This is a genomic window from Cytobacillus sp. OWB-43 (genome assembly GCF_034651445.1).
In the GTDB taxonomy this organism is placed as follows: Bacteria; Bacillota; Bacilli; order Bacillales; family Cytobacillaceae; genus Cytobacillus; species Cytobacillus kochii.
Genome location: NZ_JAYEFF010000007.1, coordinates 65,218 through 86,795, shown reverse-complemented (window position 1 = coordinate 86,795; position 21,578 = coordinate 65,218). Strand labels below are relative to the sequence as shown.

The 21,578-nt window shown below is 35.7% G+C and carries 27 protein-coding genes; 14 read left to right on the top strand and 13 right to left on the bottom strand.

Translation table 11 applies throughout. The features are described 5' to 3' along the window. Together U9M49_RS19585 and U9M49_RS19580 are read left to right on the top strand one after the other, a co-directional pair. The gene (locus U9M49_RS19585) at nt 1-585 is read left to right on the top strand and encodes an ATP-dependent Clp protease proteolytic subunit (RefSeq protein WP_307318159.1); all 585 of its coding nucleotides are present in this window, start codon (nt 1-3) and stop codon (nt 583-585) included. 92 nt (nt 586-677) lie between these two features. Next, entirely contained in the window at nt 678-968 is a 291-nt protein-coding gene (locus U9M49_RS19580) for a hypothetical protein (protein WP_180316908.1), read from the top strand. A gap of 162 nt (nt 969-1,130) precedes the next feature. Here U9M49_RS19580 and U9M49_RS19575 read toward each other — a convergent pair whose 3' ends face one another. Further along, nucleotides 1,131-1,526: a hypothetical protein gene (locus tag U9M49_RS19575; protein WP_095372059.1), complete on the bottom strand. Its 396-nt coding sequence runs from the start codon at nt 1,524-1,526 to the stop codon at nt 1,131-1,133. Nucleotides 1,527-1,651: 125 nt separating this feature from the next. Between U9M49_RS19575 and U9M49_RS19570 the strand changes: the two genes are divergently transcribed. Continuing rightward, the gene (locus U9M49_RS19570; protein ID WP_095372060.1) at nt 1,652-2,038 is read left to right on the top strand and encodes a hotdog fold thioesterase; all 387 of its coding nucleotides are present in this window, start codon (nt 1,652-1,654) and stop codon (nt 2,036-2,038) included. Nucleotides 2,039-2,277: 239 nt separating this feature from the next. Here the strand turns inward: U9M49_RS19570 and mnhG are convergent, their stop codons facing one another. From mnhG to U9M49_RS19535, 7 genes are read right to left on the bottom strand one after another with little or no spacing between them, the layout of a single operon-like run. Beyond that, nucleotides 2,278-2,679: a monovalent cation/H(+) antiporter subunit G gene (mnhG, locus tag U9M49_RS19565; RefSeq protein ID WP_095372061.1), complete on the bottom strand. Its 402-nt coding sequence runs from the start codon at nt 2,677-2,679 to the stop codon at nt 2,278-2,280. Continuing rightward, a complete protein-coding gene (locus tag U9M49_RS19560) occupies nt 2,663-2,947 on the bottom strand; it encodes a Na(+)/H(+) antiporter subunit F1 (RefSeq protein WP_095372062.1) in 285 nt (94 codons plus the stop codon). The genes mnhG and U9M49_RS19560 overlap by 17 nt, the downstream gene beginning before the upstream one ends. Continuing rightward, nucleotides 2,944-3,423, bottom strand: coding sequence for a Na+/H+ antiporter subunit E (locus U9M49_RS19555; protein WP_095372063.1), 480 nt, complete (start codon nt 3,421-3,423; stop codon nt 2,944-2,946). Before U9M49_RS19555 ends, U9M49_RS19560 begins: the two co-directional genes overlap by 4 nt. A gap of 5 nt (nt 3,424-3,428) precedes the next feature. Next, nucleotides 3,429-4,919 (bottom strand): Na+/H+ antiporter subunit D, encoded by a 1,491-nt coding sequence (locus U9M49_RS19550; protein ID WP_095373614.1) that lies wholly within the window; start codon nt 4,917-4,919, stop codon nt 3,429-3,431. Then, a complete protein-coding gene (locus U9M49_RS19545) occupies nt 4,912-5,253 on the bottom strand; it encodes a Na(+)/H(+) antiporter subunit C (RefSeq protein ID WP_095372064.1) in 342 nt (113 codons plus the stop codon). The genes U9M49_RS19550 and U9M49_RS19545 overlap by 8 nt, the downstream gene beginning before the upstream one ends. Beyond that, a complete protein-coding gene (locus U9M49_RS19540; protein ID WP_180316937.1) occupies nt 5,253-5,693 on the bottom strand; it encodes a Na(+)/H(+) antiporter subunit B in 441 nt (146 codons plus the stop codon). The genes U9M49_RS19545 and U9M49_RS19540 overlap by 1 nt, the downstream gene beginning before the upstream one ends. After that, nucleotides 5,665-8,040 carry a Na+/H+ antiporter subunit A gene (locus U9M49_RS19535; RefSeq protein ID WP_095372066.1) on the bottom strand — a complete coding sequence of 792 codons (2,376 nt, stop codon included), beginning with the start codon at nt 8,038-8,040 and terminating at the stop codon, nt 5,665-5,667. The genes U9M49_RS19540 and U9M49_RS19535 overlap by 29 nt, the downstream gene beginning before the upstream one ends. Nucleotides 8,041-8,298: 258 nt before the next feature. Between U9M49_RS19535 and U9M49_RS19530 the strand changes: the two genes are divergently transcribed. Further along, nucleotides 8,299-8,502: a hypothetical protein gene (locus U9M49_RS19530; RefSeq protein ID WP_095372067.1), complete on the top strand. Its 204-nt coding sequence runs from the start codon at nt 8,299-8,301 to the stop codon at nt 8,500-8,502. Between the two features lie 379 nt (nt 8,503-8,881). After that, nucleotides 8,882-9,496 (top strand): 3'-5' exonuclease KapD, encoded by a 615-nt coding sequence (kapD, locus tag U9M49_RS19525; protein WP_095372068.1) that lies wholly within the window; start codon nt 8,882-8,884, stop codon nt 9,494-9,496. Between the two features lie 416 nt (nt 9,497-9,912). Here kapD and U9M49_RS19520 read toward each other — a convergent pair whose 3' ends face one another. Next, a complete protein-coding gene (locus U9M49_RS19520; protein ID WP_095372069.1) occupies nt 9,913-10,293 on the bottom strand; it encodes a kinase-associated lipoprotein B in 381 nt (126 codons plus the stop codon). A gap of 147 nt (nt 10,294-10,440) precedes the next feature. Here U9M49_RS19520 and U9M49_RS19515 point away from each other — a divergent pair, with 147 nt between their 5' ends. From U9M49_RS19515 to U9M49_RS19500, 4 genes are all read left to right on the top strand, one after another. Continuing rightward, nucleotides 10,441-11,184, top strand: coding sequence for a peptidylprolyl isomerase (locus U9M49_RS19515; RefSeq protein ID WP_095372070.1), 744 nt, complete (start codon nt 10,441-10,443; stop codon nt 11,182-11,184). A 67-nt stretch (nt 11,185-11,251) separates the two neighbouring features. Continuing rightward, nucleotides 11,252-11,461, top strand: coding sequence for a hypothetical protein (locus U9M49_RS19510; RefSeq protein WP_095372071.1), 210 nt, complete (start codon nt 11,252-11,254; stop codon nt 11,459-11,461). A gap of 110 nt (nt 11,462-11,571) precedes the next feature. After that, on the top strand, nt 11,572-12,132 hold the full coding sequence (locus U9M49_RS19505; RefSeq protein WP_322910410.1) for a superoxide dismutase family protein: 561 nt from the start codon (nt 11,572-11,574) through the stop codon (nt 12,130-12,132). Between the two features lie 253 nt (nt 12,133-12,385). Next, the gene (locus U9M49_RS19500) at nt 12,386-12,958 is read left to right on the top strand and encodes a GNAT family protein (protein ID WP_322910409.1); all 573 of its coding nucleotides are present in this window, start codon (nt 12,386-12,388) and stop codon (nt 12,956-12,958) included. Between the two features lie 46 nt (nt 12,959-13,004). On the opposite strand, the gene U9M49_RS19495 is transcribed toward U9M49_RS19500, so the two are convergent. Next, nucleotides 13,005-14,174 (bottom strand): MalY/PatB family protein, encoded by a 1,170-nt coding sequence (locus U9M49_RS19495; protein WP_095372074.1) that lies wholly within the window; start codon nt 14,172-14,174, stop codon nt 13,005-13,007. An 88-nt stretch (nt 14,175-14,262) separates the two neighbouring features. Between U9M49_RS19495 and U9M49_RS19490 the strand changes: the two genes are divergently transcribed. Next, nucleotides 14,263-14,526 carry a DUF1871 family protein gene (locus U9M49_RS19490; RefSeq protein ID WP_095372075.1) on the top strand — a complete coding sequence of 88 codons (264 nt, stop codon included), beginning with the start codon at nt 14,263-14,265 and terminating at the stop codon, nt 14,524-14,526. 19 nt (nt 14,527-14,545) lie between these two features. Here the strand turns inward: U9M49_RS19490 and U9M49_RS19485 are convergent, their stop codons facing one another. Then, on the bottom strand, nt 14,546-15,382 hold the full coding sequence (locus U9M49_RS19485; RefSeq protein WP_233435204.1) for an alpha/beta fold hydrolase: 837 nt from the start codon (nt 15,380-15,382) through the stop codon (nt 14,546-14,548). 193 nt (nt 15,383-15,575) lie between these two features. Next, on the bottom strand, nt 15,576-15,860 hold the full coding sequence (locus U9M49_RS19480) for a helix-turn-helix domain-containing protein (protein ID WP_095372076.1): 285 nt from the start codon (nt 15,858-15,860) through the stop codon (nt 15,576-15,578). Between the two features lie 191 nt (nt 15,861-16,051). Here U9M49_RS19480 and yugI point away from each other — a divergent pair, with 191 nt between their 5' ends. From yugI to U9M49_RS19465, 3 genes are all read left to right on the top strand, one after another. Then, on the top strand, nt 16,052-16,456 hold the full coding sequence (gene yugI, locus U9M49_RS19475; RefSeq protein ID WP_095372077.1) for a S1 domain-containing post-transcriptional regulator GSP13: 405 nt from the start codon (nt 16,052-16,054) through the stop codon (nt 16,454-16,456). Between the two features lie 193 nt (nt 16,457-16,649). Continuing rightward, nucleotides 16,650-17,813, top strand: coding sequence for an iron-containing alcohol dehydrogenase (locus U9M49_RS19470; RefSeq protein WP_095372078.1), 1,164 nt, complete (start codon nt 16,650-16,652; stop codon nt 17,811-17,813). Nucleotides 17,814-18,127: 314 nt separating this feature from the next. Then, nucleotides 18,128-19,477, top strand: coding sequence for a glucose-6-phosphate isomerase (locus U9M49_RS19465; RefSeq protein ID WP_095372079.1), 1,350 nt, complete (start codon nt 18,128-18,130; stop codon nt 19,475-19,477). A 532-nt stretch (nt 19,478-20,009) separates the two neighbouring features. Here the strand turns inward: U9M49_RS19465 and U9M49_RS19460 are convergent. Beyond that, nucleotides 20,010-20,444, bottom strand: coding sequence for a ferritin family protein (locus U9M49_RS19460; protein WP_095372080.1), 435 nt, complete (start codon nt 20,442-20,444; stop codon nt 20,010-20,012). Between the two features lie 725 nt (nt 20,445-21,169). On the opposite strand from U9M49_RS19460, the gene U9M49_RS19455 reads away from it, so the two are divergent. Next, entirely contained in the window at nt 21,170-21,577 is a 408-nt protein-coding gene (locus U9M49_RS19455; protein WP_095372081.1) for a hypothetical protein, read from the top strand. Nucleotide 21,578 lies beyond the last annotated feature (1 nt).

Sequence of the window (21,578 nt, the reverse complement as noted above, 5' to 3'; positions counted from 1 at the left end):
ATGAGTACAATACCTTATGTAATTGAACAAACGGCTAAAGGTGAACGGTCCTATGACATTTATTCAAGACTATTGAGAGATCGGATTATTATGATTGGTGAAGAAATCAATGATCATATGGCGAATAATATTGTTGCTCAAATACTATTTTTAGCTGCAGAAGATGAGAAAAAAGATATTTCACTCTATATTAATAGTCCTGGAGGATCAACAACAGCGGGCTTTGCTATTTTAGATACACTCGACTATGTTAGGTGTGATATTCGCACTATCTGTACAGGGATGGCTGCCTCATTTGGTGCACTACTGCTTCTATCTGGCACGAAAGGAAAACGATTTGTGCTTCCTCATAGCGAAGTAATGATTCATCAGCCCTTAGGTGGTGCAAGAGGGCAAGCGACAGATATTGAGATCTCTGCAAGAAGGATATTAAAGCTAAAAGACGTAACCAACCAAATGATTGCCGAGAAAACAAATCAACCATTAGACAAGGTGAAGTTGGATACAGAACGTGATTATTTTATGAGCGCACAAGAAGCGGTGGATTATGGAATCGCGGATGCTATTTTAACGAAGAGTAAATGATAATAACTCACATTAAGCCCACGCTTAATTGATGATAGATGCATATGTAATAGGGAAGGTACCCAGCTTTTAATTAAAGGAGGTAATCCCTAGTGCATTATTATTATCGACATCCTGGTGTTGCGGATGAACGCTTTTTTCCCTTTTTGGCGGCGCCATTTGTTGGCGGTTTTCTTGGAGGATTAGCGGGAGGGGCGTTAGCCGCACCGCTGTTCTTTAGACCTAGGCCGTGTTTTGGAGGACCTTGTCCACCATATGGATACGGTTACGGCCCCGGCCCTGTTCCATATGGCAATCAAGGTTTTGGTGGCTACCAAAATCCCTATGCTGGCAATCCCAATCTTTATGGACCAAATATTAATATAAATAATGAGATTAACTAGATAAAAATGATACCACGGAGAGATGCTGTGGTATTTTTTTGTAAGCTTAAATTTATATATTGAAGGATAGTACAGCAAAATCATAACCAAGATTATAAAAAAATAAAAAGCAGTCGTAAATTGACTGCTCTTCTATATTAGGTTTGAAAATATGGCTTACCCCTACATTTGCATCGTAGTCCATTTTAATTTTAATGACAAATTCGCACTTTGATCACCGGCAGATTGAAAATTTAATGTTAATCCATCTGGTGTATAAGTAACTTTCGGATGATTGTTCAGATTAGCAGAATCAATTAATTGATTAACTTTTGTTTGATTTGATTCCTGGGCAGCAGTCATAATATTATAGGAGTATTCTCTGGACTTCGCCATTTTATCAAGTAATTTACTAGCACTATTCATTAATACTTCCATTGCTTTTGCTGATTGAATGAACTGATCCGGATTAACTGGAGGGAATGAACGTATAGGTATTGGTGGATAAGGGTGGCAATATATAGGATAGGTATAAGGATACGGACAAATAGGAGAGGGATTAAAACGTGTAGGATACATCATAGGTCTCCTTTCAATATCGCATTAGCATAAATATATGTGCCTAAGGCTTATTCTATGATTAAACAGAATATTCCCATAAAATATATGTTCGGTTATAATGGTAGTTGAGGGGAGGCGTACATATGTATCCAAAAACAATGATAGAAACGTTAGGTATTGAAATTACAAGCCTTGAAAAGGGAAAGGTTGTTGCCACTATGCCTGTAGACGGCAGAACGAGACAGCCATTTGGTATCCTTCATGGAGGGGCTTCTGTAGCGCTTGCTGAAACTGTAGCGAGCTTAGGTGCTTATGAACTCGTTGATAAAGAAACAGAAGGTGTAGCAGGACTAGAGATTAATGCTAACCATATTAAGTCAAAGAAAGACGGCGTTGTGACAGCAATTGCAACAGTTCTACATCAAGGAAAAACAACGATGGTTTGGGAAATAAAGATCGTCGATGAACAAGAAAAATTAATATGTGCATCAAGGTGTACAATGGCTGTTTTAAAATTGAAAAAGTCTTAATGAAATGCGGGTGGAAAGGTAATTTCTACCCTGTTTTTTTTTGGTTTTATATGTGGCATTGTATGATATGAAAGTTAAACCTTCGCATGGTGTCCAGTATCCACACAACAATCATTTTTAATAAACCGCACTTAGTTACGTTTCATTCATTTGATTAGTCACGATTGGAAAATTTGTTTATTAAAATAAAAAAAACGCCACCTACATGCAGTTTAGATTGCATATGGTAGCGTTTTTTTTTATAGATTCTTCCCTAATTTCTTTTTAAATTCTTCATATTTTTGTTGTTCATTAGATTTCTTTATCTCGAGGTATTCTTGGTAATCATCAACCTTACTACCTTCCATTTTTACGCCATGATGATAGGCTGCTCTTCCAAGTAAATGGCCAGCAACTGGAGCTGTTAAAAACATAAAGACGATGCAGAGAAGTACTCTTGTATTAAACTCACTCTCATGAAAATAAAAGTAAAAGAATGCAGCTAATAATATACAAAGGACACCAAGTGTAGCAGCTTTTGAAGCAGCATGGTTTCTCGTATATACATCAGGTAATCTGATTACACCTAGCGCAGCTATTAAGTGAAAGAACGCTCCGAGAATAATAAATATGACGATGATAATATTAGCGATCTCTATCATGATCAATGATGACTCCCTTCTCTAGATATTTGGAGAAGGCTACTGTCCCGATAAACGCTAATATCCCAAATAGTAAAATGAACTCTACATAGGCAGTTGTATCTACTTTGATACATATTAACGCGACAATACCAACAATGTTTACACCAACGGCGTCTAAAGCAACGATACGATCCGGCAATGTTGGGCCTTTAATGATTCGGTAGACTAATGCAAGCATGGATAGAGCTAAACAAATGATTGCAATTGTAACGGCAGTTTGTATCATTTTCGGCTCACCTCCATAATCGCCTTTTCGAAGCTTGTTTGAATCGCTTCTATTTCATCCTGGACATCATTCATATCTACAGCATGTACAAAAAGGATTTTCTTATCTTCTGATATATCTACTACTAACGTACCTGGTGTTAGGGTAATTAAGTTAGATAGTGTGGTAATTTCCCAGTCCTTTTCTAAACTTGTTGGATAGGCAAATATCCCAGGCGTGTTGTGTAGCTTAGGTGTTAACACAATCTTAACGACAGCAATGTTGGCTAGAATTAGCTCTCGTATAAAGATAAAGAGCAATTTAACCACTGCATAAACACGGTACAAATAAAAACGGCTGCTGAAGAAATTTCTAAATACAAACAAAATGAGTAGGCCAAAAAAGTATCCTTTGATAAATGCCACTAGATCATACGTTGTTGTTAGAAACATCCACATAAACCCAAGACAAACATTTAATAAAATTTGAACTGCCATACTCACTACTCCTTTAGAACTGCATCGATATATAAATTGGTGTTGATTAAACTTTCAGCAGCTTGAGAGATATACGGATAAACAAAATCTGCACCTACACCATAGCAGATAGAAAGAATGACTAAGATCACTGGAGCGATTAATAACTGCTTATAAGGAACTGTCTTTTCATTTGCAAATGTTTTTGGTTCGCCCCAAATGCCATTAATAAAGATTTTCATAATAGAGATGAGCACGAATAAGCTAGATGCTAACACAATTGCAGCGCCAATGAAGTGTTCAGATGAAAATCCACCTTGAACAATAAGGACTTTTCCAACGAAACCACTTAATGGTGGAATACCAGCTAATGCAAGTGCTGCAAGGAAGAATGTCCAGCTGAACCCTGGATAATTCTTTATTAATCCGCCCATTTGCTTTAAGTTATTTGTACCTGTAATGGTTGCCATTAACCCAACAAGTAAGAATAACCCTGCTTTGATAATCATGTCATGAATAAGATAGAATATTGATCCTGTTAAAGCATTTTCATTCATTGTACTTACTCCGAACAGAATGATACCGACAGCAACAATAATGTTGTATATGATAATCTTTTTAACATCCCAATAAGCCAGTGCACCGATAATCCCAGTAATAATAGTTAAAATCGCTAAGATCATGATCACTTGTTGAACATATCCACCTTCTTCGTAAAAGAATAGGGAGTAAGTTCTAATAATAGAATATACACCGACTTTTGTGAGGAGTGCTCCAAAAATAGCCATTACAGGTGCTGGAGGTGCATAATAAGAGCCCGGTAACCAGAAATATAACGGGAATATTGCCCCTTTCAAACCAAAGACGATGAGGAATATGATTCCAATAATCGTAATCACACCAGGTTGAGAAACCCCGCTTATTTCACTCACTCTCTCAGCAATATGCGCCATATTCAAAGTTCCTACGACCGAATAAAGGTAACCAACTGCAATGACGAATAAACCGGAAGAAATAACGTTAACTAAAATATACTTGATGGATTCTCTTAATTGAATTTTCGTTCCACCGAGTAGAATTAAAGCATAAGAAGACATTAACATGACTTCAAAAAATACAAAAAGGTTAAAAATATCGCCTGTCGTAAAAGCACCATTTACACCAACAATTAAAAATTGTAAAGCGGCATAAAAATGATATTTTTCACGATCTTCGCCAATTCCTTTAAATGAATAAATAATACATGCAAATGCGACGATACTCGTTGTTAATACAAGTAAAGATGATAACATATCAGAAACAAGGGTTATACCAAAAGGGGCATCCCAGTTCGATAAGTTTAATGTTTGTATACCGTCATTTTTTACCTGATTCACTAATAGTGCAGATAGAATGACTGTAGCAAAGGCTGATAGACCAGCAACCCACCTTTGAGCAATAACTGATTTATTTAAAAAGATCAGAATGACGGCGGTAATTAACGGAACTAGAATAGGGAGTATCAAAAAATTAATCATTGCCATCATTTCCTCTCAATTTCTCCATATTATCTGTGCCAAGTTCTTTGTATGAGCGATACCCTAATACGAGGAATAGAGCAGTAACTCCAAAAGCAATAACGATTGCTGTCAAAATGAGTGCTTGAGGAAGAGGGTCTGTATATGCGCTTGCTTCTTCACCCACTAAAGGTGGTGCACCTCTCTTCAAGCCTCCCATAGTTAATAAGAGAAGATGTACGCCATGACTTAATACAGTTGTCCCTAAAATGATTCGCACAACACTTCGTGAAAGCATCAAATAGGTTGCAGACATGAAAAGAATGCCGGCAATAAAAATCATTAGTATTTCCATTATTCATCATCTCCTCCTATCGTTTGAATAATGGACATCGTTACACCTACAACAACAAGATATACCCCTAGATCAAACAATGTCGCTGTATGCAAGTGAAGCTCACCTAAAATAGGTACATGAAGGTCTCCAAATGCATGTGTTAAAAAAGGTTTGTTGTAAATAAATGCACCTGCACCTGTTCCAATAGCAAAAACTAAACCAAGTGCAACCATATATAAGAAGTTGAATGGTAAAATATTTCTTACTGTTTGAAGGTCATAGGCTAAGAGTAGAAGCAGGATGGCGCCTGACGTTAATAAGCCGCCTACAAATCCGCCTCCAGGTGTATAATGTCCAGCAAAAAAGATATAAATGGAGAAAATCATGATGAGAAATAATAACACTTTCGTCATCGATTGCAAGATAACGTTACTTGTTTTCAATTTTCTTTCCTCCATTTCTCCTTAGCTTAATCAGACCGAAAATAGCTAATGCAGCAATACCTAACACGGCGATTTCAAACATCGTATCAAAGCCCCTAAAGTCAACTAAGATTACATTAACCATGTTCTTCCCAGCAGCTTCACTATACGTATTCTCAATATAATATTGTGAAATAGAATCAAATAGTTTCGTACTATGCGCTGTTAATCCAACTAAAATGACGAATAAGCCAACCCCTACTGAAATAATGGCATTTCGCACTTTCACTGGTACAGGATCGTCTGTCAATTTCTTCGGTAAGTGATAGAAGCAAAGTAAGAATAGTGATACAGAAATTGTCTCAATCACCAATTGAGTGAGCGCTAAATCTGGCGCTCTAAAAACGATGAATAGCAAGGCAACCATATATCCTATTGTTCCAGTTAGTAGAATAGAAACAATACGAGACTTAGTAAACAATAGAGCGATAGATGCAGCAGCCACAATAAATGTTAGTATTACTTCGTAGAATTCAATTGGCGCTAAATTATCAGTGCTAAAGGCGAAAGCGTCTAGCCCAAATAATGAACCAATAATAAGCACAACCATGAAAATAAACATATAGCTTAAATAATGGTTAATGGATCCTGACATTACATTGCGATTTAAGCTGTAAGAGCCTTTATACATTGAATCAAGTAACCCATCATAGAAGCGGTTAAGTGTAATTTTCTCCGGGAAAATACCATAAATGCCACGCCATTTATTTAATCCAAGGTACATTAGAATCCCAACAATAATAACACCGATTGTCATAAATAATTCTGTATTAAAACCGTGCCACATAGAAATATGAACATCAAACTCATACATAGGCATAATCGTTTCTATAGCAGGTACTAACAAAGGTTTTACGAGATTAGGGAAAAAGCCGATTACAATAACTAATGATGCTAAAATAATTGGAGAAATAAGCATACCAATAGGGGCTTCATGCGGTTTTTTCTCTAATTTCTCTGGTTGATATTTCCCTGTAAATGTTTTGAAAACAAGGATCATACTGTATATGAAAGTAAACACACTCGCAATCCAAGCAATAACTGGAATAATAATGCTCCAATCAAAATCCATATGAAGTGCATTAATCATACCAGTAAAGAACATCTCTTTGCTAAGGAAGCCATTGAATGGTGGTAACCCAGCCATAGCAAAGGTGCCAATTATAGCAATCGTAAATGTAATTGGCATGAGATTCATCAAACCACCTAGCTTACGAATATCCCTTGTACCTGTTTCATGGTCGACTATCCCTACGACCATAAATAAACTTCCTTTAAAGGTAGCATGGTTCATCAAATGGAAAATTGCAGCAGTAGTTGCTACCATAAAATATTCAGGTTGTTCGTAATGCAGCGCAGCAGCTCCTACGCCTAGTAAAGACATAATTAATCCAAGTTGACTTATGGTCGAAAAGGCTAGGATAGATTTTAGATCTGTTTGTTTGACCGCTGAGAAGGATCCCCAGAATAATGTGAACAATCCAAAAGCAATGATGAGCCCCATCCATAAAGTGTCTTCGGCAAAAACTGGACTCATTCTAGCTACTAGATAGATCCCCGCTTTAACCATTGTAGCTGAGTGAAGGTAAGCACTAACAGGGGTTGGTGCTTCCATCGCATCTGGTAACCAGATATGGAATGGAAATTGTGCCGATTTCGTGAATGCACCTAATAGAATACATAAAAGAGCGGCAACAAAAAGTGGGTGATCAATAATTGTGTCAGCTTGTGCGACAATTTCGGTAATACTGAACGTTCCGGTCATGTTATAGAGAAGGATGATTCCTCCCAACATAGCTAGTCCACCTAAAACGGTGATAATCATTGATTTTTGTGCACCATAACGTGATTTCTCTCGATTGTACCAATAGCCAATTAAGAGAAAAGATGAAAAGCTAGTTAATTCCCAAAACGCATAAAGGACAATTAAATTGTCTGATAAAACAACACCAAGCATTGCCCCCATGAACAGCAATAAATAAACATAGAATGTATTTAATTTCTCTTTCTGTTTAGAAAGATAGTAAATAGAATACAGAATAACTAACGAACCAATCCCAGTAATTAATAAAGCGAATAATAAACCTAGTCCATCCACTTTAACTGTGAAGTCAATTCCTAAAGAAGAGATCCATGAAAACGATTCCATTGTTACTTGTTTATTTGTTGTTTTAGAAATAAAACTACTGAAATAAATGAACAGCAGAATAGGAAGTGGTAGTATAAACCACCCTGTGTGTACTGACTTAATATTTTTATATATTAGCGGTACAAACACTGCGATAATAAATGGCGCAATAATCGCCAAATGTAACAGTGACAAGAAATTACCCCCTTTTGAAGAAAAAATCTGTGAATTGCAAGATAATGCAGAGAAATATGCTATTCATACTAAAGTTCAACAGCTACGGTAGTAATTATAACGTAAAAAGTTATCAGTTGCATTGAAGAAATCCTCTAGCAGTAGGTTTCCCCATAAACTTTATAAATAAGTAGAAACACGTCGATTTTTGGCAAAAATTTTTTAAATGAATAAAAAAACGAATAATTATACAAACTATTTTTAGGTGGTGGTTTGTAAATGTTTGGGAAAATAATAACTGCTATAGGCATATTTGCCATTATTTTCTGCAGTGCTTGGTTCGTTGAATCTCAGGAAATGTCAAATAAACTGAAGGCAGATCAATCTAAAAAGTATGAAAGTGAATGGAGTAATCTGGAAATAGAAGCGGATGTATCTGATTTTGCTCCGAGAGAGTACGTGAAAATTAGAGAAGTGTCTTGAGAAAATTTTCAAAAATACGTGGTAAATATGACTAATGAGACTTGGAAGGTCCGGGCAAATTTGACTTTGCTCGGATCTTTTTTATTTGAAATGATTATGAGATTATAATGAATAATGCAATCCTAATACGATGCATAACTTCTTTGGTTTATTTAGGTAAGGGGTTTTGGGGTTTTTCTGAAATGAGCGTACATCACATGAGAAATAAAAAGGTACATATTTGGGACAGTCAGGAATATGATGGAGTATATTTAGGTTTTAATTCAAATAACTGAAAAATAAAAAAATAGCATGCTATAATAACAATAAAGAGTACACGGAAAAATCCGTTTAAAGAAAGGATCTTTTCTTATTATTTACGTAAAAAGGGGGATCTCAGCTGATGGAAGGAGCAAGGTATTTATTTATTGATTTTGAATTTACAATGCCAGAACGGAATTGGAAAGGGTTTTATCCTGAAATCATTGAAGTAGGCTATATTTTGGTAGAGGGTGGAAACATCGTTGACCAGTTTTCATCTTATGTGAAACCAATTAAGTACCCTCATTTATCTAAAAGGTGTAGCTCGTTTTTGAAAATTTCTCAACAACAGGTTGATACAGGCATCACTTTTAAACAAATGCTAGACCAGTTTTCGAAAATACCAACTGTCTCCTCCTTAAAAATCGTTACATGGGGAAATATGGATATGAAGGTGCTGCGAAATAATTGTTTACATACGGAGTTACCGTTTCCCTTTGATGGTAAAGAAATAGATTTATCAATGGAATATAAACGATTCTTCGGTAATCAGAATCAGACAGGTTTATGGAGAGCTGTGCAAGAGTATGGAAAAGAAGGCACGGGGAAGCACCATAAAGCATTGGATGATGCCTTAACGACTTATCAGATCTTTAAGCTTGTGGAAAAAGATAAGCGCTATCTAAAGAAACCAAAGCCTGCTACAATCGGGGATGTCATAGATTTTTCTAAGCTGTTGAAGCAACATGTGTAAGGACTCAAAGTGAAATTGGGTCTTATTTTTTTGCATGTAAACCTGTTTTTAATATCAAACCTTATGCAAAAAAAGTGGTCAAGGTGCTGCTAAACTACGAATGAAAAAAGTCGCTGTTTTTACAGTACTGTTGCTAATCTACTCCACTTAATCCAGTACTAGCTTGCATTGGATTCATGGTGTGAGAGAAGGAATGACGGTTAGCAAGCCGAAGCGCACACATACTATTGAGAAAGCAAATATCAGAAAAGCAAAGGAGCTAACTAGAAATATGGAGTACAAAGAAATGCCCACATAAATGATTTCAAAATCAGCCAGAACTGTAGGCAAAAGAGATGGACTGTTAAGGGGTGTTTAAGTCCTAAATTACTCAATGTGATTTAGGACTCAATCTGTGACAGTTCGTTTAAAAACAATTATTTAAAATAGTCTTTTTCTAATGATTTTAAGTTCATTAAGCTTTTTTCTGCCCATTGCGTGTTTTTGCTAAGTAATTCTGCACGCATTTTTTCAATGGCTTCTTGAAGTGAATCTTGATAGTCGGGAATATCTTCGGTAAAAGGTTTCACCATTTTTAAAGGGACATTCGTTTGTTCCCTATATGCCAAGGCTCTTCTTTCTTGAAAGAAAACGCCGTCTACTTCTTTAGGATGGTGAAGATCACCTTGTGTAGGATGCTTCAGCACTGCTAAGACCCTTACCAAATAACTTTGCGGACGGATGTCTGTGATTTCTCCAATATATTTCCCTGTTTTGTATATCCCGGTAACTTTATCTCCAATATTTAATTCACTCATTGATGTACCTCCTAACAATTGATCTTGCCTATATTATGAATGAGAAAGAAATGAAAGACAATCCATAAAACAGATAGATAGGCTCTTTACAAAGCGGTACAATATTAAAATAATGGTAGTATAATACATATGCTTGGGAGTGAGAAAATGAGAAAAAAATGGTTTGTTTTATTTGCCACGCTTCTTTTATTACTTGCTGGTTGTGGTGAGAATAACGATACAACTGATGCAGACAAAGAGGACAAGTCAACAGCAGAGGAAAAAACACAAGAAGATGATACAGGCGAAGCTGCTAAAGTAAAAGGTTTCCCACAGCTTTCCAATGAAGTAGGGGAAAATGAGCAAGTCGTTAAGTTGGTAACATCATTAGGCGAAATTACGATTAAACTTTTTCCCGATATTGCACCAAAGACAGTAGAAAACTTTATCACTCATAGTAAAGAAGGCTATTATGATGGCGTTATCTTTCATCGTGTTATGAAAGAGTTTATGGTCCAAGGTGGAGACCCTGAAGGCACAGGACTTGGTGGAGAAAGTATTTACGGGGAATACTTTGAGGATGAATTCTCTAATCAATTATTTAATATTCGCGGTGCCTTATCGATGGCTAACAAAGGTGCTGATACAAATGGTAGTCAATTTTTCATTGTTCAGAATACAACATTAGGGGATGGCCTAGAACAACAGATGAAAGATAATGAATATCCAGCTGAAATTATTGAGAAATATGTGGAAAGTGGTGGAACGCCATGGCTAGATGGGCGTCATACTGTTTTTGGACAGGTGATAGATGGAATGGATATTGTTGATGATATTGCACAAGTAGAAGTAAATGAAAACGATAAACCAGTAGAAGACGTGATTATTGAGAAAATACAAGTCATCGAATAAAGGTTGGTATAGATTACATCGACTGTTATAATAAGGATATCAACGAAAGTAAGAAAGGAACATAGCCGTGCTTCAAACTTATGTGTTTTCTTTATTTCTTTATTTTCCAGAAGACAAGACAGAATATATTCCGGCCGTTATATGGTTAGTTGCCTTTATGATTCTCGCAGCATTTGTAATGAGATGGTTTATTCACCACTCAAAAAAAGAGAGTGAAAAAACACGCGAACTCGAAGACCAATTAAAACAAAAAAGTAAAAACTCTTCTGTTGATTGAAGACAACTTTCATGTTTGTAAACTTTTCGACAACCACTTTGAGTAGTGGTTGTATTTTTTTTGGATTGGGAAAAGCTAAGTGCATGATTTTCTTTTTGGAGGCTTTCTTTATGAATAAGAAGATAGTTTATTTATTATTTAGTCTATCTGTTTTATTAATGGGTTGTACAGAACAGGAAGTAAAAAAGGTAGATGTAGAGATGTTTAACGCAGTTGGGGATTCTCTTGGTAAGGTTAAATTAGAAGAGCAAGCCAGTGGGGTCAAGTTAGGGTTAGATTTAAAAGGTCTGCCACCTGGGGATCATGCTATTCATATCCATGAGAAAGGTGAGTGTGAGGCTCCTGACTTTAAATCGGCTGGTAATCACTTTAATCCCGAAGATAAAGATCATGGTTTACTGAATCAAGATGGTCATCATGCGGGTGATTTACCTAATATTATTGTGGAAGATAATGGGAAAGTGAAGACAGACTTAGTTGCAGCTGAAGTTACAATGAAAGATGAAAAGTCTTCATTATTAACAAAAGATGGTACATCTATTGTCATTGATGAAAAAACAGATGATGGAATGACACAGCCTTCTGGCGACTCCGGGGAAAGAATTGCCTGTGGAGTGATTTCGAAAGACAAAGAACCAAAGCAGAAAGAAGCACAAAATAGTAAGAGTTAACCAATATTATATGAATGGAAGAAAGAACAAATTCTGGAAGGAATTTGTTCTTTTTTATTGCTTAGGAAACGATAAAAAACTAGGCTGGTTTATCGATGGAAGAGAGTAAACCATTAAGTGAACGAAGTGAGTCATAAGTTTTTTAAAATAAAATTTATGAAAATCATTGCGTGAATAAAAGTAAGAATATTATGTAAAAAGCGTATTTATTTTATAGTAAATATGCTTTAATAGGTTAAAGGGAGGGGACTTTATGAAGCTACTAGAAAATAGTGTAGTACAACTGATTCCAATGGAAACTTGTCATATTGAAGGGATAAGCAAGGCAGCGAAAGACGAGTCAATTTGGACACATATGTCAGTGGATTTAACCCAATATAGTGACGTCGTTACATATGTTGAAGCGGGTATCAAAAAGCGTGAAGAAGGAAGAGAGTTCCCTTTTGTTATTTTTAATAAAAAGGAGCAGCAAATTATTGGCTGTACCTGGTTTTTAGATGTGGACCTTACCCATAAAAGGTTAGAAATCGGTTCAACATGGATTCATCCTCATTATTGGCGCAGTGCAATCAATACAAATTGTAAACACCTTTTATTGTCTTATTGTTTTGAAGAACTGAAATTTAATCGAGTACAAATAAAAACAGGCCATGAGAACCTCCAATCACAAAAGGCAATTGAGAGAATAGGTGCTAAGAAGGAGGGAATATTACGTAATCATATGATTCGTAGGAATGGAGAAATTCGTCACACAGTGATGTATAGTGTGACAATAGAAGATTGGCTAGAAATAAAAAAGCATATAGAAGAGAATTTATTGAAATAAAAAAACATGTCGGAAATAGTTTTTCGGACATGTTTTTACAGAATCCTTATGAAAATGCTGTTTTTAAACGGTGAAGTCCATCCATAAGTATATCATGAGGGCAGGCGATGTTCATACGGACAAACCCTTCACCACCTGGGCCATATTTTGGTCCTGGCTCTAATCCAAGTTTTCCTTTCTTTACAAGCTTTTGCTGAATGTCATCATCAGTTAAGCCGAGTTTACGACAATCTAGCCAGATTAAATACGTCCCTTCTGGATCAACGACATCAATATCAGGCAATTCTTTATCAATAAAACTTTTTACACTCTGGATATTTTGTTGTAAATATGAGAGTAAAGCTTCTAACCATTCTGCTCCATGGGTATAAGCAGCTTCCATGCCGACCATTCCAAAGATGGATAATTGATGGAAGCCTTGTCTTGCTTGAAAATCTTCAAATTTTTTCCTTAATGTCTCATTTGGAATAATAAGGGCGGATGCTTGCAACCCAGCAATATTAAAAGTTTTCGTTGGTGCAATGCATGTAATCGTCTGGCCTCTCAGTTCCTCGCTTAAGCTAGCGATAGCGACATGTTTTTTTGGCTTATAGACGAGGTCTGCATGAATTTCATCTGATAGGATTAAGCAATCATAAGCGATACATAAGTCACCGATCTTCTGTAAATCTTCTTTTGACCACACATTTCCTCCTGGATTATGAGGATTACAGAGAATAAACATTTTCGCCCCTTTTTTGAGTTGCTGTTCAAAGTCATCAAAATCAATTTTGTAATGTCCATTAACAAGCTTAAGTGGAGAACGTAAAACTTTACGATGATTACTTTCAATGACATTTGTGAATGGTGGATAAACAGGGGTATGTATTAATATATTGTCCCCTTCTTCTGTATAGGTCTGTACGACCGCTGCCAAAGATGGAACCACACCGGTATTGTATAATATGGACTGCAGGGGAATATCCCAGCCGTGATGAACACTTACCCAATCCTTGATTGCTTTTGGTAAGGATGGGGACGCAAATGTATAACCATAAATTCCGTGATCTAAACGTTTTTGTAGTGCATTTGTTACCTCTTTAGGCGGTTTGAAATCCATATCTGCGACCCACATTGGAAGGACGTCTTCTTCTCCAAAAACCGTTTTGGTCAATTCCCACTTCACTGATGACGTATTTTTACGATCAAAAATTTCATGAAAATATTGATTTTCCACTTCTATCCCACCATTTCTTTATTTATCGATTTCTATCTATATGATAAGATATGTAAACATAAATGAAAAATAATAAGGTGAATGTATAATGAATACACAACAAATGAATCTATTGTTAGTAGATTGTTTAAATGATTGGGACCCATTTCAAATCGGTACAGGCAATTACGATACGGAAATAGCTGATATCCTCCAAATAGTACAAACTGTTGACGATACTAATGAATTGGCCCATAACATCCAAGCTATATATGAATTCTCTTTTGATGAAGTAATTCCTCTTGCTCAATGTAAAAAATACGCGAAGAAACTCCTGGTTATAAAAAATAATAGTTCTTGCGAGATTGAATGAATGGGTGAAGGAATAAAAATTATCTCACCCCACCATTCTCTTTTTTCTGTAAATATTGTTCGATAATTGCTACAATCTCCTCAGGCTTTTCTTCGGGTATAAGATGTCCTGCCTGCTTAAGGATATGTAATTCGCTATGCGGTAGGTCTCCCTGTAACCTTTGACCGATAGAGAGAGGGACCACCTTGTCTGCCTCCCCCCATATGAGTAAACAAGGAGTGTTAATTGTTTTTAATAAGGTCTCATCCAAATCTCCCTCCCGGTCACGTATCATTCTCGCTAAGGAATAGAAGATATCCTTGTTTAAAAATGGTTCTAGATAACCATCCCTCATGGCATCATCAATCATTTCTTTTTCATATACAACGTTGTTTAAGTTTTTTTCTACACCTGATTTCTCAAGATATCTTTTTACAAAATGAGAAAAGAAAGGTAGGTGACTTGCGTAAACATACTTTGCTGGCATTTTCGGTAGATAAGAAGAGCTACATAATAAGACTACAGCCTCGAGCAAGTCTGGTCTTTGATGAGCAATGTTTAGGCAAATTTGTCCTCCCATTGAATGCCCAACCATCACGATTTGTTGAATAGATAATTTTTCAAGAAGTAAAATAATAGTTGAAGCAATATTTTCATAAGAGTAGATAAACTTTTTTGCTTTTCCGCTCTTCCCAAATGGTGGGAGGTCAATTGTGAGTACTGTATTTTCTTTTTGTAGCAATGGTATGAGCTTTCGAAAACTAAAACTGGAAGAAAGAAACCCATGCAATAATACAAATGATTGTTTAGGGGTTGGGTGTGGGTAATATTCATAATAAAAGTCATTTCCATTTAGAAGCATTTTATCGTTTGGCAATGGTTGTCCTCATTTCTTTACAGTGATGTAAGGTGTTACTATAAGTCATATCATTCGTGGCCATTACTTACAAGGAGAAACATTGTATTTTCGGCATAAAATAAAAAATAGGCAATCCTATAACAGATTGCCTTCAACAAAGGGGGAATTCTAGAAAGACTTACAATACAAGCCTTTCCGAATACCTACATGTTTATACGTAAAAATTGGAAATAGTTTCATTCGTATCCTGTTGATGAAGCATAGGATGGTTCAACTCGTTCTGATTTTGAAGGTCAACTTGTGGATTTGTAATAGTTGATACTGGGATGTCCAATATTGTACATAGCTTGAGGATTGTTAGCGTATCTGGGGTGGAAATACCTGACTCATATCTTTCGATTACTGCACTACCTACCCGCGCTCTTTTTGCAAGTTCAAATCTTGTTAACCCATGTTGTTCACGGACTAAGCGAATGTTTTCACCAATGTGATTCATTTTTATCCCCCCTTCTATATTTTATTTTACCACCAATAAACTTTTTTAATGGATAATTGTATGAACATTTCGTTAATTAATTGTGACTATTTATTGACTATCCATTTTACTTTTGATATTAGCTACAGAGTATGATATAATTTTTTATTGCGTATATAAACGATAAAATATTAATAATTAGGAGTGTTCCCATGTCAGAGAAAATTGAAGTAGGCAGCGTGATTACTGGTAAAGTAACAGGTATTCAACCTTATGGTGCCTTTGTTGCATTAGATGAAAATACACAAGGACTTGTTCACATTTCAGAAGTTACTCATGGCTTCGTTAAAGATATTAATGAACATTTAAGTGTTGGAGATGAAGTACAAGTAAAAGTACTTTCTATTGATGAAAATGCCGGAAAAATCGGTCTTTCTATTCGTGCAACACAAGAAGCACCAGCTCCAACAGAAAAAGAGAAAAAACCTCGTAAGCGTCCAAATAATCCTGTAGCTCAAAAAGTAGAGGATAATGGTAGCCAAGGTTTCAATACACTAAAAGATAAGTTGCAAGAGTGGATTGCACAATCTGAGCGTGAAGATTTAATCAAAAAATAAGCTAGTTCAGCTTCATAGAAGACACCGGGAAATCTCGGTGTCTTTTTTTGTTGAATGAAAGAATCATTTAGTTTCTTGGGAGAAACAATTACAGAGAGGCATTTATTTTATTTTTTAAAATAAATAAAAAAAGATGTATTCTTTGCAATCCTTAGTAAAAAAAATGATAATAACAAAAAAGGAAGGTGATAGAATGGAGAATTTTACATTTTGGAATCCAACGAGATTGATTTTTGGTAAAGGTGAACTTAGTAAATTAAGTGAAGAGATTTCTCCTTTTGGCCGTAAGGTGCTGGTAGTTTATGGTGGTGGAAGTATTAAAAGGAATGGTCTATATGATAAGGTAATGAATGAGCTTGAGAAAATGGATGCAGAAGTGTATGAACTAGGTGGGGTTGATCCAAATCCTCGTGTCTCTTCTGTTCGTGAAGGTGTGAATATTTGCCGCGAGAAAGAAATTGATTTCATTCTAGCTGTTGGTGGTGGGAGTGTTATCGATTGTACAAAAGCTATTGCGGGGGCAACGAAATTTGCTGGTGATGCTTGGGATATGGTGACAAATAAAGTAAGAATGGAAGAAGCGATTCCCTTTGGTACTGTCCTTACATTAGCTGCAACGGGTTCTGAAATGAATTCTGGAGCGGTCATTACTAATTGGGAAACACATGAAAAATTGTCTTGGGGAAGCCCAGCTGTATTCCCTCAATTTTCAATTTTAGATCCAGAACATACATATTCAGTGCCAAGAGACCAAACGATTTATGGCATAGTCGATATGATGTCTCATGTACTTGAGCATTATTTCCATTTGGAAGAAAATACGGACTTTCAAGATCGTATGTGCGAATCTCTCTTAACAACGATAATGGATACAGCTCCAAAACTAATAGATGACTTAGAAAATTATGAGCATCGTGCGACCATTTTATATAGCGGTACAATGGCGTTAAACGGTATTCTCAATATGGGTTATAAAGGAGACTGGGCAACGCATAATATTGAACATGCCGTTTCGGCAGTCTATGATATCCCTCATGGTGGCGGTTTGGCCATTTTATTCCCTCATTGGATTAAGCATACATTACATGCCAAGCCTGAGAGAATGAAACAATTAGCAATAAGAGTGTTTGAAGTCGATCCAACAGGTAAAACAGATGAGGAAGTCGCATTAGAAGGGATTGCTCGTTTAAGACTGTTTTGGAACAGTATTGATGCACCAGAACAATTATCAGATTATGGTATAGACGATAGCAAACTAGAAGATATGGCAAATAAAGCCGTTCATAATGGTCCTTTTGGTCGTTTTCAAGTATTAGATAAAGAGGATGTTCTTTCAATCTATCGTTCAGCATTATAAGGAAGAAGCTCTCGTGTGAAACGGGAGCTTTCTTTATAGGTTCTTATCATATTTGGGTTTAATGGAAATGTGATCACCTGGTATGAGTTTGCTTTATACAAGCATAGTAAAAAATGTGAAGGATAATTTGGCTTATGCACGAGTGATGGGTTATAAACCTTATTTTTGGAAATGATGTAATCATGAACTATATAACGGTTAAACTGGTTGTGCAAACCGTCGGTGGCGAAGACTGATTCTTGAAAAATTCCTTGTCTTTCGATAAAGTGATAGAGGACTATTGATTCATGAAATACATAAGCGGAGGAATAACGATGACTCATATACAGTTTGATTATACGAAAGCGTTTAGCTTTTTTAGTGAGCATGAATTATCATACTTAAAAGGAGCGGTAACAGCAGCGCATACCGCTATAGAAAATAAAACAGGAGCAGGTCATGAATTCTTAGGGTGGGTAGATTTACCGAAAAATTATGATCGCGAGGAATTTGCAAGAATTCAACAGGCAGCAACAAAAGTCAAGCAAGATTCTGATGTTCTTTTAGTAATCGGAATTGGTGGTTCTTACCTTGGCGCAAGAGCTGCTATTGAGATGTTACAACATAGTTTTTATAATGCTCTTTCAAAAGAAAAAAGGAAAACACCTCAAATCGTTTTTGTAGGCAATAATATTAGCTCAAGTTATATACATGATGTCATCGATTTATTGGAAGGTAAAGACTTTTCTATTAATGTCATTTCTAAATCTGGAACAACGACAGAACCAGCAATTGCCTTTCGTTTATTTCGAAAAATATTAGAAGAGAAATATGGCGTAGAGGAAGCTAGAAAACGAATTTACGCTACCACTGATAAAGAAAAGGGCGCGTTAAAAACATTAGCGAATGAAGAAGGCTATGAGTCATTTATTATTCCGGATGATATTGGTGGAAGATACTCTGTGTTAACAGCCGTTGGATTATTACCAGTTGCCGTTGCGAATATTGATATTAATCAAGTAATGGAGGGGGCTGAAGCCGCTCGTAAAGAGTTAAGTTCTGCCGATATAGAAGAGAATATCGCATATCAATATGCAGCAGTAAGGAATGTCCTTTATAATAAGGGCAAAACAATTGAAATGCTTGTTAATTATGAGCCGGGGTTACAATACTTTTCAGAATGGTGGAAGCAATTATTTGGTGAAAGTGAAGGAAAAGATCAAAAAGGAATTTATCCTTCATCTGCCAATTTTTCTACTGATCTTCATTCACTTGGTCAATATGTGCAAGAAGGTAGAAGAGATTTATTTGAAACAGTTATTAAAGTGAAGAAACCACGACATGAAGTGAAAATTGAAAACCTTGAAAATGACTTAGATGGTTTAAACTATTTAGCTAATCAATCGATTGATTTTGTGAATCATAAAGCATTTCAAGGAACAATGCTTGCCCACACAGATGGAGATGTACCTAACCTCATTGTAACGATTCCAGCAATGGATGCATTCACTTTTGGTTATCTTGTCTATTTCTTTGAAAAAGCTTGCGCTATTAGCGGGTATTTACTTGGGGTGAATCCATTTGACCAACCTGGTGTGGAAGAATATAAAGTGAATATGTTTGCATTGCTAGGTAAACCAGGTTATGAAGAGAAGAAAAAAGAGCTTGAAGAACGCTTGAAATAAAAGCCTTCAACTCTTAATGGTCTAATAAGTAAACATAAAACAATTGTATATGGCTGATTGACCACAATTCATGCATAAAGTCTATAGATCAGCCATATATTTTTGAGATTTTATCAATCATAAGGTTTCTATGTCCAAGATTAACTTGTATTTCTTCAAATGATACCCAGCCTCTTTTCATATAACCTTCAATATCTCCTTTTAGGTATGTTAATCAACAATTTTTACATTCTCCTCTAAAATATATGCTCTTATTTTTAAAAAAATAAGACCTGGTTGGTCTTAGATGCTACTTTCCATCCACCGAGCACTTCCTTGCTTCGATACTGAAAGTCCGAATAGGTCATAGATAGAGAAATGCCCTAGGTTGTTTTCGTTTACTAGATAAGCGTACCGAAACATAAGATCAGTAAATGAAGATCAGTAAATGAAATACATATTGGCTATGGGTTTGTTTATCCCGGTATCGGTATTTATAGCGTGAAGGGTTTATATTACTACTTTTTTGTTATGTTTTGAAGAATAATGAAAATTAATATCCTCTATTCATTAAATAGACAAACCAAACAGCATGATTTTGCTCATCTTTAGCTGCTCTAATAAATTGTTCTTTAATATATGGGTCACTGGTTTTATCGGCAATTTCTAAATAGAAATCCACAGTTTGTTGCTCATCGTTAAATGAATAATCTAAACCAGTTTGATAAGAATTTGGACATTGATCAGTTAATTGAGGCGAATGCTCATGCCCTGTTAGTTGTCTGTATATTTCGTTAAAAATCCTAAAATGTTTTTTCTCATCTTGTCTTATTTCTTTAATAATAGTCCTAGTTTTCTCATTAGGTGCTAATTGCTGAAGTTTCTTATAACAATTAATTGCAGAGTACTCACCATTAATGGCTTTAGAAATATCCATTATAAGTTCGTGATTGTCTCTGAATTGTATTGGCTTACTCATATAGTACATTTAATCAACTCCTTAATCTAAATCAGTTTAGAATATGCAATTTGAAAAATTAAGGAATTTGTCCACAAGAATTATTAAGACTACTAGTACTGAGAATAATGGTGATGAACAAACTCAACGGTTTCACCCATGCTCTAAACAGAGGGTGGAAGGCCGCTATAGGGAATAAGGTGAAAATTGGTGAAAAACAATTCTCATTCCTCCCCATTAAGTAAAAGAATTTATAGCTGAGGCTTGTCTTTGGTACATAGTGATTTGAAGACCCTATGACGAAAGAATTTCTTTTTAAAAGAGCTACCGAAGAAAAAATGATTAAGCTCTTTTTTTAATTAGGGTATCTATTCAAAGGGTAACGGGGAACGAGCACCTTTAATACAGGTCAAGGCATGTGGTAAATAATGTTTAATCGTTTAGGAGATACACCGCCCATGGTTCTTTAAAAGCTTTGTGTAAAATTTCTTTCATTTGTTCTACCTTCAATTTTATCTCTTCACATTCAGAACTTTCAATAATGGTAACTCATGGACTTTAGGTGAAATTATAGTTTTTTTAGAGAAGTTATATGGCGGTTACAAATTATGAGGAAACTTTGATTTAAACAAGTAACATTTGTAGGCTGATATCATAATGTATAAAAGGTGAGTAACAGTGAAAAAGAAAAAGTATGGATGAACGAAAAGCAAGAGAAAGAAGGAAAATAATAAAGAGCCGGAGTGACATTATTTATGCCAATTAATTCTACTGATAAATCTGAGAAATCTGTTGAAGAAAAAATTAAGAACATCGAAAGCAATATTGTAATTACACAGTGGATACAAGTAGTTGGCGTTTTATCCGAAGCTGTTCTTCTTACTAAACTATATCTCTTAAAAGATAACGACAATATAAACTTAACTGGGGAGGGTAAAATATTATCTGGCATATGGGTACAAACAATAGGACAATTAGTAGAGGCTACTGGAGTAACTAAACAATTAGAAACTTTAGACGATCTAACATTGCTTAAATTTCAAGAAATTGCGGTTGCCGGAGATTTACTTCAATCCATAGGAGCAGGGCTACAAGCAATTGGAGGAGAACAGATTTTAGCTGAAGATGGTATAGGGAACATTTATGAAAATATAATACCTTAAA

What these genes read in the sequence shown, in the direction of transcription:
- U9M49_RS19585 (WP_307318159.1), top strand. Translation starts at nt 1, where the DNA reads ATGAGTACAATACCTTATGTAATTGAACAAACGGCTAAAGGTGAACGG.
- U9M49_RS19575 (WP_095372059.1), bottom strand. Translation starts at nt 1,526, where the DNA reads ATGTATCCTACACGTTTTAATCCCTCTCCTATTTGTCCGTATCCTTAT.
- U9M49_RS19570 (WP_095372060.1), top strand. Translation starts at nt 1,652, where the DNA reads ATGTATCCAAAAACAATGATAGAAACGTTAGGTATTGAAATTACAAGC.
- mnhG (WP_095372061.1), bottom strand. Translation starts at nt 2,679, where the DNA reads ATGATAGAGATCGCTAATATTATCATCGTCATATTTATTATTCTCGGA.
- U9M49_RS19560 (WP_095372062.1), bottom strand. Translation starts at nt 2,947, where the DNA reads ATGATACAAACTGCCGTTACAATTGCAATCATTTGTTTAGCTCTATCC.
- U9M49_RS19555 (WP_095372063.1), bottom strand. Translation starts at nt 3,423, where the DNA reads ATGGCAGTTCAAATTTTATTAAATGTTTGTCTTGGGTTTATGTGGATG.
- U9M49_RS19550 (WP_095373614.1), bottom strand. Translation starts at nt 4,919, where the DNA reads ATGATTAATTTTTTGATACTCCCTATTCTAGTTCCGTTAATTACCGCC.
- U9M49_RS19545 (WP_095372064.1), bottom strand. Translation starts at nt 5,253, where the DNA reads ATGGAAATACTAATGATTTTTATTGCCGGCATTCTTTTCATGTCTGCA.
- U9M49_RS19540 (WP_180316937.1), bottom strand. Translation starts at nt 5,693, where the DNA reads ATGGAGGAAAGAAAATTGAAAACAAGTAACGTTATCTTGCAATCGATG.
- U9M49_RS19530 (WP_095372067.1), top strand. Translation starts at nt 8,299, where the DNA reads ATGTTTGGGAAAATAATAACTGCTATAGGCATATTTGCCATTATTTTC.
- U9M49_RS19520 (WP_095372069.1), bottom strand. Translation starts at nt 10,293, where the DNA reads ATGAGTGAATTAAATATTGGAGATAAAGTTACCGGGATATACAAAACA.
- U9M49_RS19515 (WP_095372070.1), top strand. Translation starts at nt 10,441, where the DNA reads ATGAGAAAAAAATGGTTTGTTTTATTTGCCACGCTTCTTTTATTACTT.
- U9M49_RS19505 (WP_322910410.1), top strand. Translation starts at nt 11,572, where the DNA reads ATGAATAAGAAGATAGTTTATTTATTATTTAGTCTATCTGTTTTATTA.
- U9M49_RS19500 (WP_322910409.1), top strand. Translation starts at nt 12,386, where the DNA reads ATGAAGCTACTAGAAAATAGTGTAGTACAACTGATTCCAATGGAAACT.
- U9M49_RS19490 (WP_095372075.1), top strand. Translation starts at nt 14,263, where the DNA reads ATGAATACACAACAAATGAATCTATTGTTAGTAGATTGTTTAAATGAT.
- U9M49_RS19480 (WP_095372076.1), bottom strand. Translation starts at nt 15,860, where the DNA reads ATGAATCACATTGGTGAAAACATTCGCTTAGTCCGTGAACAACATGGG.
- yugI (WP_095372077.1), top strand. Translation starts at nt 16,052, where the DNA reads ATGTCAGAGAAAATTGAAGTAGGCAGCGTGATTACTGGTAAAGTAACA.
- U9M49_RS19470 (WP_095372078.1), top strand. Translation starts at nt 16,650, where the DNA reads ATGGAGAATTTTACATTTTGGAATCCAACGAGATTGATTTTTGGTAAA.
- U9M49_RS19465 (WP_095372079.1), top strand. Translation starts at nt 18,128, where the DNA reads ATGACTCATATACAGTTTGATTATACGAAAGCGTTTAGCTTTTTTAGT.
- U9M49_RS19460 (WP_095372080.1), bottom strand. Translation starts at nt 20,444, where the DNA reads ATGTACTATATGAGTAAGCCAATACAATTCAGAGACAATCACGAACTT.
- U9M49_RS19455 (WP_095372081.1), top strand. Translation starts at nt 21,170, where the DNA reads ATGCCAATTAATTCTACTGATAAATCTGAGAAATCTGTTGAAGAAAAA.